Consider the following 14,574-nt stretch of genomic DNA (forward strand, 5'->3'; position numbering starts at 1 on the left):
CGACCGCGGCCGCCGTTCGTCAGATCTTCTTCGGCCGTCGAAACCATCTGCGACGTGATCGGTCGTTGGAGGCCATCTCGATGACGATCCCACCGAAGCGCGCCTCCTGGATGGTGGCCGGATGCCCGTCGATAAAACACGCGCCTGTTCGGGTGACCTCGACGCATTCTTCCCGCTGGGAGCCGACGCCGGCGGAATCCTCGAGGGTGTCTGTGTAGTAGGCGATCACTCCGCCACTGAGATCAGTGTTGAAGCCGGTGATTCGGCGGCCGGTACGGTCGGTGGCCCGGGTGATGCAGTCGCCGCAGACTGCGCGGGGGTAGCGGGCCGCAAAGAGTGCGGGCTGCTCACAGCGCGGGCAGGGTTGCGTGTAACGTCGGCCCGCGGTGGGCCCCGGCATCAGGGAGTCGTTGCGGGCGAGGACTTTACGCCCGGTGTCACCACGGTCGGGACCGCGTCGCAGGTTGATCAGAACGAACTCGGCGTAGTCGGCCGTCGCGTCATCGATCGATGCACGCCCGGGCAGGTCATCGATGCGTGCGAGGCCGGTGTCGTAGGCCTCGATCGCCACGTGGTGCGCCGGCGAGAGTTCGCTGTCGGGGATGTCCCGGTGGGAGTGTTCGGCCCGGGCCAGGTGTTCGGCGATCGCCGTCTCGATGGTGCGTCCGACCGTCGACAGTAGTCCGCCACCGTAGGCGGTCGTGGTCACCAGAATGTATCCGTCGGTGTCGCCGCCGTCGGTTCTGATCGTGTCCAAGAAGGCGAAGCCTCGGCCGTACCGGGCATTCTCGAGCCCGTGGTGGGGGTACGGGATGACAGTGTCGGGATCCTGCGCCAAGTCCCGCGCGGCACGCAGCGCTTCCTCGTAGCTCGACGCAGACTCCGGGCCGGGCGGCTTCATGACTGCCAGCTTATCGAGCCGAACATTTCGTGGGTGAAGGCAGGAGTCCTGCTCGAACTCACATTGACCGAACCCGCCGGATTCAATAGCTCCCGACCGATTGACACCGGAACGGGGCGGGGGACAAGATCGTCGACAGGTACCGTTGGGGGGTGAACCCAGCTGATGCGCGATCCCTCAAAGACGGCGATCTAGAGACCCGTGAGGAGAATCTGCGGCGTCTGCTCGAGCAGGCCGGGGACGGTGACGATGCTGCCAAGGAAGCGCTGCGGGCGCTGGTGCGCGACTATCCCGACTATCACCGGTCGCTGTACAGCCGGGCGTTGAATCGGGCGGCGGTGTTCGGTGACGAAAGCCTGAGGGCGCCGCTGCTGGCGTCGCTGGGCGACACTCGGTACAACTGCCAGGCGTGGGCCGCGATGGGTTGTGCGGCGTTGGACTTCCGGGACGCGGTTCCGGGGTTGGTCGCGATGCTGGACCACTCGCAGGAGATGGCGCGCGAACAAGCGGTGATCGCGTTGGGTGCGCTCGGTGACGAATCGGTGGTGCCGGCGCTGGTGCCGTTGCTGCAGGACGCGGTGGCGGGAATGCGCGAACGGGCCGCGGAGGCGCTGGGCATGATCGGCGGCGACGCGGCCCTGTCCGCGCTGTGGGAGGAATTCGAGCACCGCAAGTACTACCGGATCGGCTACATCGCCAGCGCGCTGTCCGAATTCGCCCCGGAAATCCTCCCGCGACTGATCGCCGCCGCCGACAGCGACGACGCGGACCAGCGCTACTGGGCGGCCGTGGCCCTCGGGTCGACCGGCAACGACCAGGCCGTGCCGACCCTGGAACGCCTGATGGCCAACGACCGAGGTCAGACGGTGTTCGACGGCATGGTCAGCGTCGCCGCGAAGAAGGGTTTACGAACCCTGCGGCGAATCCAAGCCGCCATCGCCGCCCGCGAATCTTGAGCGTGCGGGTGGTCTGACGAAACGGCGATGTCAGCACCCCGGCATTTTCGACCACTTCGGCCCGCTTCAACCTGTTTTCCGACCTGAGACGCGGCAAAGTGGACGAAAATGCCGGGTCCACGCCGGCAGCCGTCACCGCGGACCGGCGGTCACCCACTACGGCTGCTGAACAGGTCCGTCCGGCTGTGAGCGGTCTTCGCTACGCCCGATTCTGCGCGGCCGCACCATCGGGCGCGCGACTCCGGGCGGGGTGTTCGCACGTTTGCGACGCGACGCGGCGAGGTCGATGACGCTGTCGTCGTGATCCACCGTCTCCAGCGGTCGCGTTTCCGTCTCGCGCTGCAATTCGGCCCGGGTGACGGGGCGGGTCTGCGCGGGATCGTCGACGGGGTCGGGGAACCATGTCCGACGCGGACCCTCACCCGAGTCCTCTCGACCTCGCCGTGGCCGCTTCGGCAGTCGAACAACGTTCGACTGCTTGCCCTCGGTGGTGAACTCCGGCCTGTCTTCCTGGTCCGACATCGAACTAGCCGCGCACGGGCGCCGCGACACCCGTCGATCCCGTAGCGGTCGGTGTTCCGGCCTGCGTCCGTTTGGTAATACTCACCTTCACATTCTGCATCAAAGCCAGATGTGACGTCGTCGGGTGGGGGTCGACGACAGCGCGCTGCGGCGCCTGGAAACCAGACGGTAGATCAACATCGTTGACACCAGCGGTAATACGGCGTTGACTTGGTTTCACACAGCGAGGAAACCGTCATGAGCACGAGCAAGAAGATCGCGAATTCCATCGAGGCCACCAGGGGCCGGGTGAAGAAGGCGGTCGGCCGAGCCACCGGTAACCGACGCCTCGAGGCCGAAGGTCGAGCCGAACAAGTCAAGGGCAACCTGAAACAGTCCGGCGCCAAAATCAAGGACGCCTTCAAAAACTAGCCCGATCAGACCCCCGCAGTAGATCCTGCGCGACGACCGTCGCGGTCCACGTCGACGGATCCACCACACGCAGGGTAACCACCATGCCGCACTCCCCACCGTCCTACGACAACTCCTCCACCGCCGTGGCCCGGGTCGCCCAGAACAGCATCTTCGAACGATTCGCCCGCGCGGGCTTCGTGATGAGCGGCATCGTGCACCTGATCATCGGCTACATCGCCATCCGGCTCGCCCTCGGCGGCGGGACGGGCACCGCCGACCAATCGGGTGCCATGACCGAACTGGCCGCCAAGCCGGGTGGCGTCGTCGCGCTCTGGGTGGGTGTGGTGGCGTTCTCGCTGATGGCATTGTGGCGGCTGGCCGAAGCGGTGCTCGGCAGCTCGTCCAGACCCGATGCCGACAGCAAGAAATCCGAGGCTGTCAATCGGGTAAAGGCCTTCTCCTTGGCGGTGGTCTACCTCGCTTTCGCGTTCTCCGCCGTCGGATTCGCCAGGGGCGCAGGCACTTCCAGCAGTAACCAGAGCACCGGGATCACTGCCACGATGATGGCCACCACTGTGGGCACGATCGCGCTGGTCGCCGCCGGGTTGATCATCATCGCGATCGGCGGCTATCACGTCTACAAGGGAGCCACGCGCAGTTTCCTCGCCGACTTGGAAGGCTCCCCGAGCGATCTGGTTCGCCGGTTGGGCACCGTGGGATACATCGCGAAGGGCTCAGCCGTCGCGGCCATCGGATTGCTGGTGATACTGGCGGTCGTTCGATCCGATCCCGGCGAAGCCACCGGACTCGACGGCGCGTTCAAAACCCTTGGCGCGCAACCGTTCGGAGCGTCCCTGTTGATCGTGGCGGGACTGGGCATCATCACCTACGGTCTCTACAGTTTCGCCATGGCGCGATACACCAAGATGTAGTCGACCCCGTGCATCACGGTCTTCGGCACATCGCCGCGGGACTGACGTGGACGCTGGCACTGGCCTACCTGCTCGCCGAACTCGTCACCGCCACCGCATGGACAACGCCCTACAGCTTCCGCTACGACACCATCAGCGACCTCGGCATCACCACCTGCACCCACAATGCCTGCTCCCCACTGCATTTGGTGATGAACGCGACCTTCGTGGCGCTCGGTGCACTGACCATCGTCGGCGCGGTAGGACTGCTGGACTATCTACCCCGAGGCCGCCGCCAATGGTCGATCGTCGCCCTCGCGACCATCATCGGACTCAGCACCGCGGCAACCGGCTTGTTCCCCTCCAACGACGGCATCGTCGTGCACTTTCTCGCCGTGCTACCAGCCTTCATCTCCCGCCACATCGTGCTGATCCTGCTCGCGATCTGGCTGTGGAAGCACCGCCGCCTCGCCGCGATCTGGTCCGGCCTGTGCGCCACCGCCGGCCTCACCGGCACCGTCCTGATGACGGTCGGCCTACAGATCGGCATCACCGAACGCCTGGTGTTCTACCCCCTACCGATCTGGATGGCAGTCACCGGCACCACTATCGCCTTCACCGCCGCGCGCACCGCGATACTGCGACGGCGAGCTTTGATCAACTCGGCACTGTCGATACCGCCGAGGCGGGGGCTTCTGGGGTCGCCTGTGAACGCGGCACCGTGAAGGTGGCAAGGACCGACGCGGTGGCGATTACGAAGCAGGCGGCGGTGTACCAGAGGTTTCCGATGGGGTCGCCGTTGGTGGTTTCGCCGTTGATGGCGGCGAAGAAATCGGGGAGGGCCGCGATCCAGAGGGCGGCGAAGATGATGAGGTAGAGGGTGGCGAATCGTTGGACGAAGGGGTCGGTGTACTGCGGGGGTGTCGCGGTGCCCCGGCGCAGTGCGGTCCATTGGCGGATCATCACGAGGGCGGCGCCTATCGCGAGGACGGCCAGTTCCAGTGCGTAGACGATGCCGCGGATGGTGGTGTTGTTCATGCCGATGACGGTGGCGGGGAGGGGGAGTAGGAAGGTGCCTACCGAGGCTAGGAGGCCGATGACGATTGTGCGCCAAGTCAATTCGATGCCGGTGAATCTCTTGCCGTCGTCGACGTGGCGGCCGACGAAGTACTGCACGCAGAAGGCCAGCGACATCGGCCATAGAGCGGCGAACACCACGACGCTGCCCATCGGGACCGAATCGAACATCGGCTGGTTGAGTGGGTTGTCCAAAGACCATTCCCACCACCGCAATTGGGGGCCGAGGTGGTCGAAGATCTCGTAGAAGGCGTGGTGGACGTAACCTACGCAGGCCGCGCCGATCAGTACGCCGTAGCGGCGGAAGATGCCCAGCATTCGGATGATGCCGAACGCCATCGTCGCCATCAGCGGATAGATCGCGATGATGTAGAGGGGCAGTCGTCCCCAGAGGAAGTCCACGGTGAACACGTTGTGGGCGAACATCGTGTCGACGTGGTCTTCGATGCCGAACGCGGCCGGGAAGTACAGCGGCGGTTCGATGACGAACAGGTAGGCGGTGGCGCCGAACCACAGCACCAGGTTGGTGGGGTCGCCGTGGCGGCGCAGGCGCACGATCGCGTACCACAGGGCCAGCAGGGCGCCGAGCACGATGGTGAGTTCCAGGACCGGCAGGGTCCAGTTCTCCAGGGCGAACGGGCTGCGGAATTCGACCAGTCCGCCCGCTTCCTCGCAGGAGAAACCGAGTTGTCCGGCGAGGTCGGCGAAGGTGGGGGAGCAGTGGTCGGCCATCGGGGTACCTTCTACGAGCTGACGGAATCGGCGGTGTACCAACGGGTTACGTCATAGCCGTCGTCGTAGCGACGGAACCATCGGTCGGCCAGTGCGGGCAGAACCTCGTGCTCGGGATTGTGTCCGGGCATTTGACTGCGCGCGATACCCACCATCGCGACGAGTTGTTCGCGCAGACCGAGATCGTCGAAAGCGCGTGGCATCGTGCCGTTTTCGGCGGGACGAAGCCACGGCAGCCACCGTCGCAGCGTCTGCTGGTTGCGGTACATCGCGAACATCGACATCGCATCGACCTCTCGATCTTCCAGCGGCACATGCTCGTTGAAGCCTTCACAGGCCACGCGGATCACTCGCATCACATGCCGGAAGATCGGCAGCGCCACCCGCATGCGATACAGCTCGCTGTCGACCACCGAGTTGAAGATGATCAGCGCGGAACTGCGGTGTTCGACCTCCTCCACGAAATGCCAGATGAACAGCGACGCCACCCGATCGTCGCCGGGGGCGAACAGGGTCGCGTCGTTGTCGAGCATTAGCTTGAACACCGGCGTGAACGTGGCCTCGAGGTCGGCGGTGTAGGCCAGGCGGTACTTCACCGGGGTTTCGGCGGTGAGCTTGTCGAACTCGCCGATCACCGCGTCCAGGGTCTGCTGCAGACCCGGATACCGGCGGATCAGCGCCTTCACATGCTGGCGGTGCGCGTTGGAATGCTGACCCTCCTGGCGCATGAACGCATCGGCCTCCGCGGCCACTTCCGGGTCGGTGATCAGCGGTTTCGCCTGCGTGATCAGCTGCACGATCATCTTCTCGAAGCCGATCGCCAGGAACGACACGGCATTGGCCATCGACGAGAACGCCGGGTTGCGCGGGTTCCACAGAAACGGCACGTCGTAGTCGGCGAACGCGAAATCCATTTTGCGAACGTGAAGTTCGGTCACGGGAGCTACCTCATCACTCGATTGATGAGGCAATCATACGAACAAGCCGTCGTGTGTATGATTGCTTTCGTGGAATTCGCCCTGACCTGGGCTTGTGCTACCGTCTGGCCGGTGGCGCGAAGACGTGGATGGGGTGGTAGTCCACCGGCGGACGATGCGGAGGCCGCGCGCCGAATCATCGCTGCCGCAGTGGAACTCATCGGCGCGACCGGTGCGGAGATCAGCATCGCCGACGTGGCGGAATCGCTGGGCGTCATCCGCCAGACTGTCTACCGGTATTTCCCCAGCGCCGACGCGCTCATGACCGCCGCGGGCATCGCCTCGGTCGACGATTTCCTCGACCGCCTCACCCGGCACGTCAGCGGCCGCACCGACCCCGTCGACGCGATGACCGAGGCCGTAGTCTTCACCCTCACCGACGTCCGCCGCACCCCGCACCTGGGCATTCTGCTATCGAGTTCGTACGCCAACGCCCATCCCGACAGCCTCACCTCCGCGGAATCACAGGCTTTCGGCATGACGATGATCCGCCGGTTCGATGTCGACTGGGGCGCACACGGTTACGACGAACCTGCCCTGCGTGAACTCGTGGAGTACGTCCTGCGCACGATGCAGTCGTTCTTCCTGTCGCCGGGCGACCCGCCACGGTCCGAGGACGAACTGCGCCGGTACCTGCGTCGATGGATGGGGTCAGCGATCAGCGCGCAGCACTGACGATCCGAATCGGTTGGGGCACTGAATGATTCAGTGGTGGTTCGAGCACAGATCGTCGAGGGCGGTGTCCACGTCCGGGCCGGTCAGGCTGTGCCTGTTGCTGCGCATGACCAAGCGCAACGGCCTCGGACAGTCTTGGACCGCGGACAAGCGATCAGTCGCCACGATGCGAGCCGGTGCGGCGAGCCGGTCGCGGACTCGCACCATCAGTTCGTAGCGGCTCAGTGTTTCCGTGCCCGCGATGTGGACGACGCCCGATTCGTCGACGAGCTGCTCGAGCGCCGGTGCCAGCGCCGGTAGGTACAGCGGATTGCAGACGATATCGGTGCGCGCGGCGATCTCGGACGCGGCGTACCGGGCCAGGAATTTGTTCGACAGTGGGCTGCGTCCGTAGACCAGCGGCAGGCGCACGACCAGGTGACGGTCGTGCGCGAGCACCAGATCCTCGGCGGCCACTTTGGTTTCGCCGTAGACGTTGATCGGTGCGCGCGCGGCGGTTTCGTCGTAGTGATCGTGGGTGCCGTCGAAGACATTGTCGGTGGACAGATAGATCAGCTTCGCACCGCCGATCGCGTCGAGCAGGGGCACCATCGGTGCGACGTTGGCCGCAAACGCGGCCGCCGGATCGCGTTGCGCCGCACCGAGATCCACGACACCGGCGGTGTGGATCACCAGGTCGAACCCCTGTCCGACCAGCGCCCGCACCGCATCGGCGTCGGCGAGATCCACCGGGGTCAGGCCGTGCCCGCCCCGGCTGGTCCCGACGACCTCATGGTGCGCGGCGAAGTGCGCGTGCAGCGCACTGCCGACGAAACCGGAGGCGCCGAGAACCAGGATCCGCATCGGTCAGCGCGCCTGCCAGTTCGGCTTGCGCTTCTGCGCGAACGCCATGCCACCTTCGCGCATGTCCTCGGTCGCCGCGACGGCCACGATCTCGCGGTTGGTCTGGTCCCAGGCGGCGTCGTCGGCGAGCTTGCCGTCGATGATGCCCAGTGCCACCCGCTTGCTCGCCTGCACCGCCAGCGGCGCGTTCTCCGCGATCCGACCGGCCAGTTCGAGAGCGGCATCGAGCACGTTTGCGGCGGGCACGACCCGGTTGATCAGGCCCAGTTCCAGCGCGCGGGCCGCGGTGATCGGCTCGCCGGTCAGGATCATTTCCATCGCGATCTTGCGCGGTAACTGTTCGGGCAGCCGGAACGCGCCACCGGCCGCGGCGAACAGTCCGCGCGCGACCTCGGGCAGGCCGAAGGTGGCGGTTTCGGCGGCGACGGCGAGGTCGCTGGCCAGCACGAGTTCGGTGCCACCGCCGAGCGCGAAACCGTTCACCGCCGCGATGGTCGGCTTGCTGATCGGGTGCCGCACATACCCGGCCAGACCCCAATCCTCGTGTCCCGCAGACAGAATCGACTCGCCGCGGCTCAAAGCCTTCAGATCCGCGCCCGCGCAGAACGCCCGCTCACCCGCACCGGTGAGGACCACCGCGCGGATCTGCGGATCGGCCTCGGCTCGCTCGAGCGCCTCACCGACGCCGGCACTCAACTCGGCGTCGACCGAATTCATGGCCTGCGGCCGATTCAGCACGATCACGAGCACATGCTCGCGTTGCTCGACGAGAACTGCGCTCACGAGTGACTCCTTCTGTTCCTGCCTGTCTACCTGACAAACCTTCTCGATCTGTATCACGCCACACGATCGTGGATACCCGAATCGGGTCTTTCACGGTCACACGCCGGGCCCGTTGGTCGTAGGCTGCCGGGTACTCGTGAAAAGAATTTTCGGCCTGGTGTCGATTCGCACCGGTGCCCGTTCGACCTAGGGATGAACGCAGGGCCCGGCACGCGGGTCCACACCGATCCGAGGAGACGAAACCATGAAGTACATGCTGATCATGCGCGCCACCGACGAAGCCTGGGCCGCGATGGCCGACGTCGACTTCAACGACATGCTCGAAACCATGGGCAAGTTCAACGACGAGTTGATCAGCGCCGGGGTGCTCGTGGCGGCCGAGGGACTCGACGACGCCGCCGAGAGCGTGGTCGTCGACTACTCGTCGGAGCCGCCGGTGGTCACCGACGGACCTTATGGAGAGACGAAAGAGCTGTTCGGCGGCTTTTATATCCTCAACGTAGCTTCCAAGGAAGAGGCGATCGAGTGGGCCAAGCGCATGCCCGTCGTCGTACCCGGCACCAAGACCGAGATCCGTCGGGTGCCCAGCATCGACGAATTCCCGCAGGACAACAAGTGGATCGTGGAGGAGCGCGCGTGGCGTGAAGCCACCGGCCAGCTCTGAACCGTGATGACCGAGCACACCGGCCGTGAAGCGGTCGCTGCCGTCTGGCGAATCGAATCGGCTCGGATCGTCGGCGCGCTCGCGCGGTACACCGGCGATTTCGCGATGGCCGAGGATCTCGCCCAGGAAGCGCTGGCGGAGGCGTTGGTGACGTGGCCGCGCGATGGCGTGCCGCGTCAACCGGCCGGGTGGTTGCTCACTGTGGGGCGGCGGCGCGCGATCGACGCGTTCCGCCGCCGGGCGGCACTCGATGACCGGTATGCGGCGATGGCTGCCGACCTGGAAGAAGGCGGTTCGCTCACAGGTGGCGAACCGGTGCCGACTGCGCAGGTGCTGTGGGATCCCGATCAGATCGACGACGACGTGCTGGCGCTGATGTTCATCTCGTGCCACCCGGTGCTGTCACGAGAAGCCCAGCTGGCCTTGACATTACGTGTGGTCGGCGGCCTGACCAGCGACGAGATCGCCAAGGCCTGCCTGGTCCCGACCGCGACCGTGCAGGCCAGGATCACGCGTGCGAAGAAGACCCTCGGCGCGGCGAAAGTCGCGTTCGAGGTGCCGCCGACGGCCGAGCGCAAAGCCCGGCTCGGATCGGTGCTCGGGGTGATCTACCTGATCTTCACGGAGGGCTCGTCGGCCAGCGCCGGCGACGATCTCATCCGCTTCGACCTCGCAGGCGAAGCTCGACGACTCGCGCGCGTGCTGGCCCAGTTGATGCCCACCGAACCCGAGGTCTACGGCCTGCTCGCGCTGCTCGAACTGACCTGCGCCCGGTTCCCGGCGCGCACCGGTCCCGACGGTGAGCCGGTGTTGCTCGAACAGCAGGATCGCCGCCGTTGGGACCGCTCGGCGATCGTGCGAGGACGGGCCGCGCTGGTGAAAGCCGGCGCGGTGGGTCGCGGTCTGGGCGCGTACGGTCTGCAGGCTTCGATCGCCGAATGTCATGCTGTCGCATCGTCTGTCGAGCAGACCAACTGGGATCGGGTGGTGCTGCTGTACGAAGCGCTCGGCCGACTCGCGCCCTCGCCGGTGGTCGAGTTGAACCGGGCGGTGGCGGTCTCGATGGCGAGCGGTCCGGCCGCCGCGTTGCCGATCATCGACGAGCTGGCCGCCGCGGGCGAACTGGCCACCTCGCACCTGCTGCCGAGTGTGCGCGGCGAACTGCTCACCCGCCTCGGCCGCACCGACGAAGCCCGGACCGAACTGACCGAGGCGCATCACCGGTGCGGCAACGAGCGCGAACGTGCGGTACTGGCGCGCAAACTCGATGCCCTGGGCTGAATCCTGTTGTCGAGAAAGATAATTCGATATGTTCAGCTCGGTCCGCGCCGAACGCGAGCGATCGCCTCGGCGCGAGGGCAGATCATCGGCAGTTGCGCCAACCACCAGGTGGTGCCCGCGCGTTCGTACGCGTCACGCTCGGAGTCGGTCGGTGACGCCACGACCACGTCGAATCCGTCCAGGTCACCACGATGGTCGGCGATGATCGCCAACATCTGCACCAACTCATCGGGTGTCGCCTCCGGACACAGCCCGTCGTAGCGCGCGGCCCGACGCAACGGCCCCTGATGCAGCGACTGCGCGGCGACCCAGATGGGGATGCGCGGGCGTTGGACCGGGCGGGGCAGGAACCGCAGGCCGTCGACTCGGTAGTGGGGGCCGTCGTGGTGAACGACCTCGCCCGACCACAGTTCGGTGATCACCGTGAGCGCCTCGTCGAGACGTTGCGCCCGCTCACGAGGCGCACCCACTTCACCGAGCCGGGAGAACTCCCCGGTCGAATCAGAGCCGAGGCCCACGCCGAGGTCCAGCCGCCCGTCGCCGAGCAGATCCAACGCCACGGTTTCGCGCGCCACGTCCTGCGGCCGCCGCCGTGATAGTGGCGTCACGCGCGGACCGAACCGCAGGCGGGTGGTCGCCGCGGCGATCGCGGCCAACCCGATCCAGGTGTCACCCACGGCCAGATTCGGTTCTTCGGGCCGGACGATGTGGTCCCAGACGAATATTCCGTGAAAGCCCGCCGCCTCCGCTTCCACGGCGATTTCGGCCAGTGCGCGCGGGTCGGCGAGTTCGCCGAACGGCGCCAGATATACCCCGTGTCGAAGGCTCATCTTCGCAGTGTAGAGGCCATAACGGCGGTTCTTCGCGCGCTCGTAACGTTTGTCGGCAAAGGGGCCGGGTACCCGTGAAAGGCGACGACGAGAGGGTGTTGTGGGATGGCAGAGGAATCGAAATCGGTGCTGCACCGGGCAATCGGTGCGTCGGCGATCGGTAATGCGGTCGAATGGTTCGACTACGGTGTTTACGCCTATCTGGCGACCTATATCGCGAAATCGTTGTTCCCCGGCGACGGGGAGTCCGGGCTGGTCTACACGCTGCTCGGGTTCGCCGTCTCCTTCCTGATCCGGCCGGTCGGCGGCATGATCTGGGGCCCGCTGGGTGACCGGATCGGGCGCAAGAAGGTCCTGGCGACCACGATCATTCTGATGGCCGGCTCGACAATGGCTGTCGGCCTGATTCCCAGTTTCGAAACCATCGGCATCGCGGCGCCGATTCTGCTCTACGCGCTGCGCATGATCCAGGGACTTTCCGCCGGTGGCGAATACGGTGGCGCGGCGACATTCATGGCCGAATGCGCACCCGATCGCAAACGCGGCTTCTATGGAAGTTTCCTAGAAGTCGGCACATTGGCCGGTTTCACCCTCGGAAACCTGGTCGCGCTGCTGCTGGTGAACGTGCTCGACGACGCGACCATGGATTCTTGGGGGTGGCGCATTCCGTTCATGGTCGCCGGACCACTGGGCCTGATCGGCATGTACCTGCGCAGCCGGGTGGAGGAATCCCCGGTCTTCCTCGAAGTCGAACGCCAAGACGACACCGAGGAGACGGTCGGTGTCTACCGCGACCTGGTGACCAAGTACCTGCGCCCGGTGTTGACCCTGTTCGGCCTGGTCATCGCCCTGAACGTAGTGAACTACACGCTGCTGAGCTACACCCCCACCTACCTGGGTTCCACTCTCGGTATGAAGGAATCCGACGCGCTGCTGGTACCACTGATCGGCCAGATCGCCATGCTGTGCCTACTGCCGTTCCTCGGTGCGCTGTCGGACCGGATCGGGCGCAAGCCGATGTGGATGTTCTCGTGCGCGGCCATGATGATCGCGGTGATCCCGGTCTACCACCTGATCGGCTCCTCCCTCACCGGCGCGATCGTCGGTTTCGCCGTCCTCGGCCTGCTCTACGCCCCGCAACTGGCCACGATCTCGGCCACCTTCCCCGCGATGTTCCCCACGATCGTGCGCTTCGCCGGGGTGGCGATCGGGTACAACATCGCCACGTCGATGTTCGGCGGCACCGCACCGGTGGTCAACGAGGCACTGATCGGCGCGACCGGCAACGACATGATCCCGGCCTATTACATGTTCGGGGCGTGCGCGGTCGGGCTGATCGCGTCGTTCTTCCTCATCGAGACCAAGGGGATGTCGCTGCGCGGTACGCAGGTGCCGGGCACGCCCGAGGCGATCGAGGAGCAGAAGGAGTTGGGCGAACCGGAGGAGTTCGTCGCGGTGAAGTAGATCGTCCACCAAGGGCGCGACGTCGATCAGGCGCCGCGCCCTTGCTGTGTTCTAGGCCTTCGCGGCACCGTTGAGTCAGCCCTGCGATTCAGGCACGATCTCGCGCGGTTAGGCCTTCGCAGCCGCTCGGAAGACCGCCAGAGCTTCCTCGCCGAGGTGTGGTCCGCTGACCTGCACGGGGACGTTCGACGTCGCGACCAGGTCCGCGCAGGTGAGCGCGAAACTCGGTCCACCGGGCACGATCGGGCCGAATTCGGCTGCGGCAGCGGCGAACACGATCCGGCCCACCTGCGCCCACACCATCGCGGCGGCGCACATCGGGCAGGGTTCGCCACTGGCGTAGACGGTGGCGCCGCGCAGGTCCTCGGCGTGGCCGGCCGCGGTGGCCAGGGTGATCGCGACCAGTTCGGCGTGGGTGGTGACGTCGCCGGTGGTGTTCACCGCGTTCACGCCCTCGGCGAGCACGGTGCCGTCACCGTCGACGACGACCGCGCCGAAAGGGCGGTCGCCCAGTGCCAGGGCGTGCCCGGCGAGGTCGATGGCGCGTCGCAGGTGGGTGATGTCGTTATCGGTGAGTTCGCTCATGTGCTGAGATCCACTTCCGTTCCGATGCCGTTGGCGCGGGCCTTGTCGATCAGCAGGCGGGCGGCGGCCAGGTCCTGCAGGCCGATGCCCACCGAATTGAACAGGGTGATGTCGCGGTCGGTGCGACGGCCGGGTGCCCGGCCAACGATCACCTCGCCCAGTTCGGTGCTCACCGCGTCCTGGGTGATCGCGCCCTCGGCGATGGCCAGCAGCGTGTCCCCGGATTTGGTGAGCGTGGTACCGACCGAGTCTACGACCACCATGGCCCGGCGCATGGCTTCGCCGTCGACCTCGCGGTGGTCGGCGCGTGGAGGTGCGCCCACGGCGTTGACGTGCAGGCCGTCGCCGAACCAAGCACCGTGGACGATCGGTTCGCGCGACGGAGTCAGGGTGCACAGGATGTCCGCTGCTCGGGTAACTGCCTCCGGGCTGTCCATGGCACGCACCTCGAGCCCGAGATCGGCTATCGCACTGCGGAATCGGTCGATCGTGGCGGCGGTACGCGACCAGACCAGCACCGTGTCGAGCTCGCGCACGGTCGCGATCGCCCGGGTGTGCTCGACCGCCAGATTGCCCGCCCCGATCACACCGAGAACCGAGCTGTTGTGTCGCGCAAGATACTTCGTTGCCACGGCACTGGCGGCCGCCGTGCGCACGGCGGTGACCAGACGTCCGTCGATCAGTGCCTCGCACGCACCGTCGGTCGCCGAGGTCACCACGATCACCGACCGCTGCACCGGCAGGCCGCGTTCTCGGTTGGCGGGCAGGTCGGCGAGCAGCTTCACCGCGGCGGCACCCGCGGACTCGGCGGCGGCGACCATGGGGATGAACGCGGCACCGCCCAACGCCATCGCCGGGGGCGCGGGCACGAACGCGGTGCCCAGCGCCAGGTCGGCATGCGCGCGTTCGACGGCGGCCAGCACCTCCCCGCGGTCGAGGACAGCGGTCACATCGGAGTGCGACAGGATCAGAGTCAACGG

Annotated in this window: 17 protein-coding genes; 8 read left to right on the plus strand and 9 right to left on the minus strand. The window is 66.3% G+C overall.

Annotated features, from left to right (window positions below; all coding sequences use genetic code 11):
• Nucleotides 1-19: 19 nt before the first annotated feature.
• Nucleotides 20-901, minus strand: coding sequence for a hypothetical protein (locus ACFWU5_RS09750; protein ID WP_379266792.1), 882 nt, complete (start codon nucleotides 899-901; stop codon nucleotides 20-22).
• Between the two features lie 152 nt (nucleotides 902-1,053).
• Here ACFWU5_RS09750 and ACFWU5_RS09755 point away from each other — a divergent pair, with 152 nt between their 5' ends.
• Complete coding sequence (locus ACFWU5_RS09755; RefSeq protein ID WP_379266793.1) at nucleotides 1,054-1,857, plus strand: HEAT repeat domain-containing protein; 804 nt, start codon at nucleotides 1,054-1,056, stop codon at nucleotides 1,855-1,857.
• A gap of 156 nt (nucleotides 1,858-2,013) precedes the next feature.
• Here ACFWU5_RS09755 and ACFWU5_RS09760 read toward each other — a convergent pair whose 3' ends face one another.
• Complete coding sequence (locus ACFWU5_RS09760) at nucleotides 2,014-2,379, minus strand: hypothetical protein (RefSeq protein WP_379266794.1); 366 nt, start codon at nucleotides 2,377-2,379, stop codon at nucleotides 2,014-2,016.
• A gap of 237 nt (nucleotides 2,380-2,616) precedes the next feature.
• Here ACFWU5_RS09760 and ACFWU5_RS09765 point away from each other — a divergent pair, with 237 nt between their 5' ends.
• From ACFWU5_RS09765 to ACFWU5_RS09775, 3 genes are all read left to right on the plus strand, one after another.
• Nucleotides 2,617-2,790, plus strand: coding sequence for a CsbD family protein (locus ACFWU5_RS09765; protein WP_379241655.1), 174 nt, complete (start codon nucleotides 2,617-2,619; stop codon nucleotides 2,788-2,790).
• 83 nt (nucleotides 2,791-2,873) lie between these two features.
• Nucleotides 2,874-3,704, plus strand: a complete 831-nt coding sequence (locus tag ACFWU5_RS09770) for a DUF1206 domain-containing protein (protein ID WP_379241656.1) — start codon at nucleotides 2,874-2,876, stop codon at nucleotides 3,702-3,704.
• An 8-nt stretch (nucleotides 3,705-3,712) separates the two neighbouring features.
• Nucleotides 3,713-4,408: a DUF998 domain-containing protein gene (locus ACFWU5_RS09775; protein ID WP_379266795.1), complete on the plus strand. Its 696-nt coding sequence runs from the start codon at nucleotides 3,713-3,715 to the stop codon at nucleotides 4,406-4,408.
• Here the strand turns inward: ACFWU5_RS09775 and ACFWU5_RS09780 are convergent.
• Nucleotides 4,341-5,492 (minus strand): hypothetical protein, encoded by a 1,152-nt coding sequence (locus tag ACFWU5_RS09780; RefSeq protein ID WP_379266796.1) that lies wholly within the window; start codon nucleotides 5,490-5,492, stop codon nucleotides 4,341-4,343. The genes ACFWU5_RS09775 and ACFWU5_RS09780 overlap by 68 nt on opposite strands.
• 11 nt (nucleotides 5,493-5,503) lie before the next feature.
• Nucleotides 5,504-6,430 carry a metal-dependent hydrolase gene (locus tag ACFWU5_RS09785; RefSeq protein WP_379266797.1) on the minus strand — a complete coding sequence of 309 codons (927 nt, stop codon included), beginning with the start codon at nucleotides 6,428-6,430 and terminating at the stop codon, nucleotides 5,504-5,506.
• A 111-nt stretch (nucleotides 6,431-6,541) separates the two neighbouring features.
• On the opposite strand from ACFWU5_RS09785, the gene ACFWU5_RS09790 reads away from it, so the two are divergent.
• Nucleotides 6,542-7,144, plus strand: a complete 603-nt coding sequence (locus tag ACFWU5_RS09790; RefSeq protein ID WP_379266915.1) for a TetR/AcrR family transcriptional regulator — start codon at nucleotides 6,542-6,544, stop codon at nucleotides 7,142-7,144.
• 30 nt (nucleotides 7,145-7,174) lie between these two features.
• On the opposite strand, the gene ACFWU5_RS09795 is transcribed toward ACFWU5_RS09790, so the two are convergent.
• Nucleotides 7,175-7,987 carry an SDR family oxidoreductase gene (locus ACFWU5_RS09795; RefSeq protein WP_379266798.1) on the minus strand — a complete coding sequence of 271 codons (813 nt, stop codon included), beginning with the start codon at nucleotides 7,985-7,987 and terminating at the stop codon, nucleotides 7,175-7,177.
• Between the two features lie 3 nt (nucleotides 7,988-7,990).
• On the minus strand, nucleotides 7,991-8,770 hold the full coding sequence (locus ACFWU5_RS09800; protein ID WP_379266799.1) for a crotonase/enoyl-CoA hydratase family protein: 780 nt from the start codon (nucleotides 8,768-8,770) through the stop codon (nucleotides 7,991-7,993).
• A 244-nt stretch (nucleotides 8,771-9,014) separates the two neighbouring features.
• On the opposite strand from ACFWU5_RS09800, the gene ACFWU5_RS09805 reads away from it, so the two are divergent.
• Together ACFWU5_RS09805 and ACFWU5_RS09810 are read left to right on the plus strand one after the other, a co-directional pair.
• Nucleotides 9,015-9,434: a YciI family protein gene (locus ACFWU5_RS09805; RefSeq protein WP_379266800.1), complete on the plus strand. Its 420-nt coding sequence runs from the start codon at nucleotides 9,015-9,017 to the stop codon at nucleotides 9,432-9,434.
• A 6-nt stretch (nucleotides 9,435-9,440) separates the two neighbouring features.
• Nucleotides 9,441-10,715: an RNA polymerase sigma factor gene (locus ACFWU5_RS09810; protein WP_379266801.1), complete on the plus strand. Its 1,275-nt coding sequence runs from the start codon at nucleotides 9,441-9,443 to the stop codon at nucleotides 10,713-10,715.
• A gap of 32 nt (nucleotides 10,716-10,747) precedes the next feature.
• Here ACFWU5_RS09810 and ACFWU5_RS09815 read toward each other — a convergent pair whose 3' ends face one another.
• Nucleotides 10,748-11,545, minus strand: a complete 798-nt coding sequence (locus tag ACFWU5_RS09815) for an LLM class flavin-dependent oxidoreductase (RefSeq protein WP_379266802.1) — start codon at nucleotides 11,543-11,545, stop codon at nucleotides 10,748-10,750.
• A gap of 105 nt (nucleotides 11,546-11,650) precedes the next feature.
• Between ACFWU5_RS09815 and ACFWU5_RS09820 the strand changes: the two genes are divergently transcribed.
• Complete coding sequence (locus ACFWU5_RS09820; protein WP_379266803.1) at nucleotides 11,651-13,009, plus strand: MFS transporter; 1,359 nt, start codon at nucleotides 11,651-11,653, stop codon at nucleotides 13,007-13,009.
• A gap of 108 nt (nucleotides 13,010-13,117) precedes the next feature.
• Here ACFWU5_RS09820 and ACFWU5_RS09825 read toward each other — a convergent pair whose 3' ends face one another.
• Together ACFWU5_RS09825 and ACFWU5_RS09830 are read right to left on the minus strand one after the other, a co-directional pair.
• On the minus strand, nucleotides 13,118-13,594 hold the full coding sequence (locus ACFWU5_RS09825) for a nucleoside deaminase (protein WP_379266804.1): 477 nt from the start codon (nucleotides 13,592-13,594) through the stop codon (nucleotides 13,118-13,120).
• Entirely contained in the window at nucleotides 13,591-14,571 is a 981-nt protein-coding gene (locus ACFWU5_RS09830) for an ornithine cyclodeaminase family protein (RefSeq protein ID WP_379266805.1), read from the minus strand. Before ACFWU5_RS09830 ends, ACFWU5_RS09825 begins: the two co-directional genes overlap by 4 nt.
• Nucleotides 14,572-14,574: the final 3 nt, after the last annotated feature.

Source organism: Nocardia sp. NPDC058640 (assembly GCF_042716995.1).
Lineage (GTDB): Bacteria > Actinomycetota > Actinomycetes > Mycobacteriales > Mycobacteriaceae > Nocardia.

Bases quoted from the DNA above. Each gene is read 5' to 3' on its own strand.
- ACFWU5_RS09815 (WP_379266802.1), bottom strand. From the start codon at position 11,545: ATGAGCCTTCGACACGGGGTATATCTGGCGCCGTTCGGCGAACTCGCC.
- ACFWU5_RS09795 (WP_379266798.1), bottom strand. From the start codon at position 7,987: ATGCGGATCCTGGTTCTCGGCGCCTCCGGTTTCGTCGGCAGTGCGCTG.
- ACFWU5_RS09770 (WP_379241656.1), top strand. From the start codon at position 2,874: ATGCCGCACTCCCCACCGTCCTACGACAACTCCTCCACCGCCGTGGCC.
- ACFWU5_RS09810 (WP_379266801.1), top strand. From the start codon at position 9,441: ATGACCGAGCACACCGGCCGTGAAGCGGTCGCTGCCGTCTGGCGAATC.
- ACFWU5_RS09825 (WP_379266804.1), bottom strand. From the start codon at position 13,594: ATGAGCGAACTCACCGATAACGACATCACCCACCTGCGACGCGCCATC.
- ACFWU5_RS09760 (WP_379266794.1), bottom strand. From the start codon at position 2,379: ATGTCGGACCAGGAAGACAGGCCGGAGTTCACCACCGAGGGCAAGCAG.
- ACFWU5_RS09805 (WP_379266800.1), top strand. From the start codon at position 9,015: ATGAAGTACATGCTGATCATGCGCGCCACCGACGAAGCCTGGGCCGCG.
- ACFWU5_RS09765 (WP_379241655.1), top strand. From the start codon at position 2,617: ATGAGCACGAGCAAGAAGATCGCGAATTCCATCGAGGCCACCAGGGGC.
- ACFWU5_RS09780 (WP_379266796.1), bottom strand. From the start codon at position 5,492: ATGGCCGACCACTGCTCCCCCACCTTCGCCGACCTCGCCGGACAACTC.
- ACFWU5_RS09750 (WP_379266792.1), bottom strand. From the start codon at position 901: ATGAAGCCGCCCGGCCCGGAGTCTGCGTCGAGCTACGAGGAAGCGCTG.
- ACFWU5_RS09820 (WP_379266803.1), top strand. From the start codon at position 11,651: ATGGCAGAGGAATCGAAATCGGTGCTGCACCGGGCAATCGGTGCGTCG.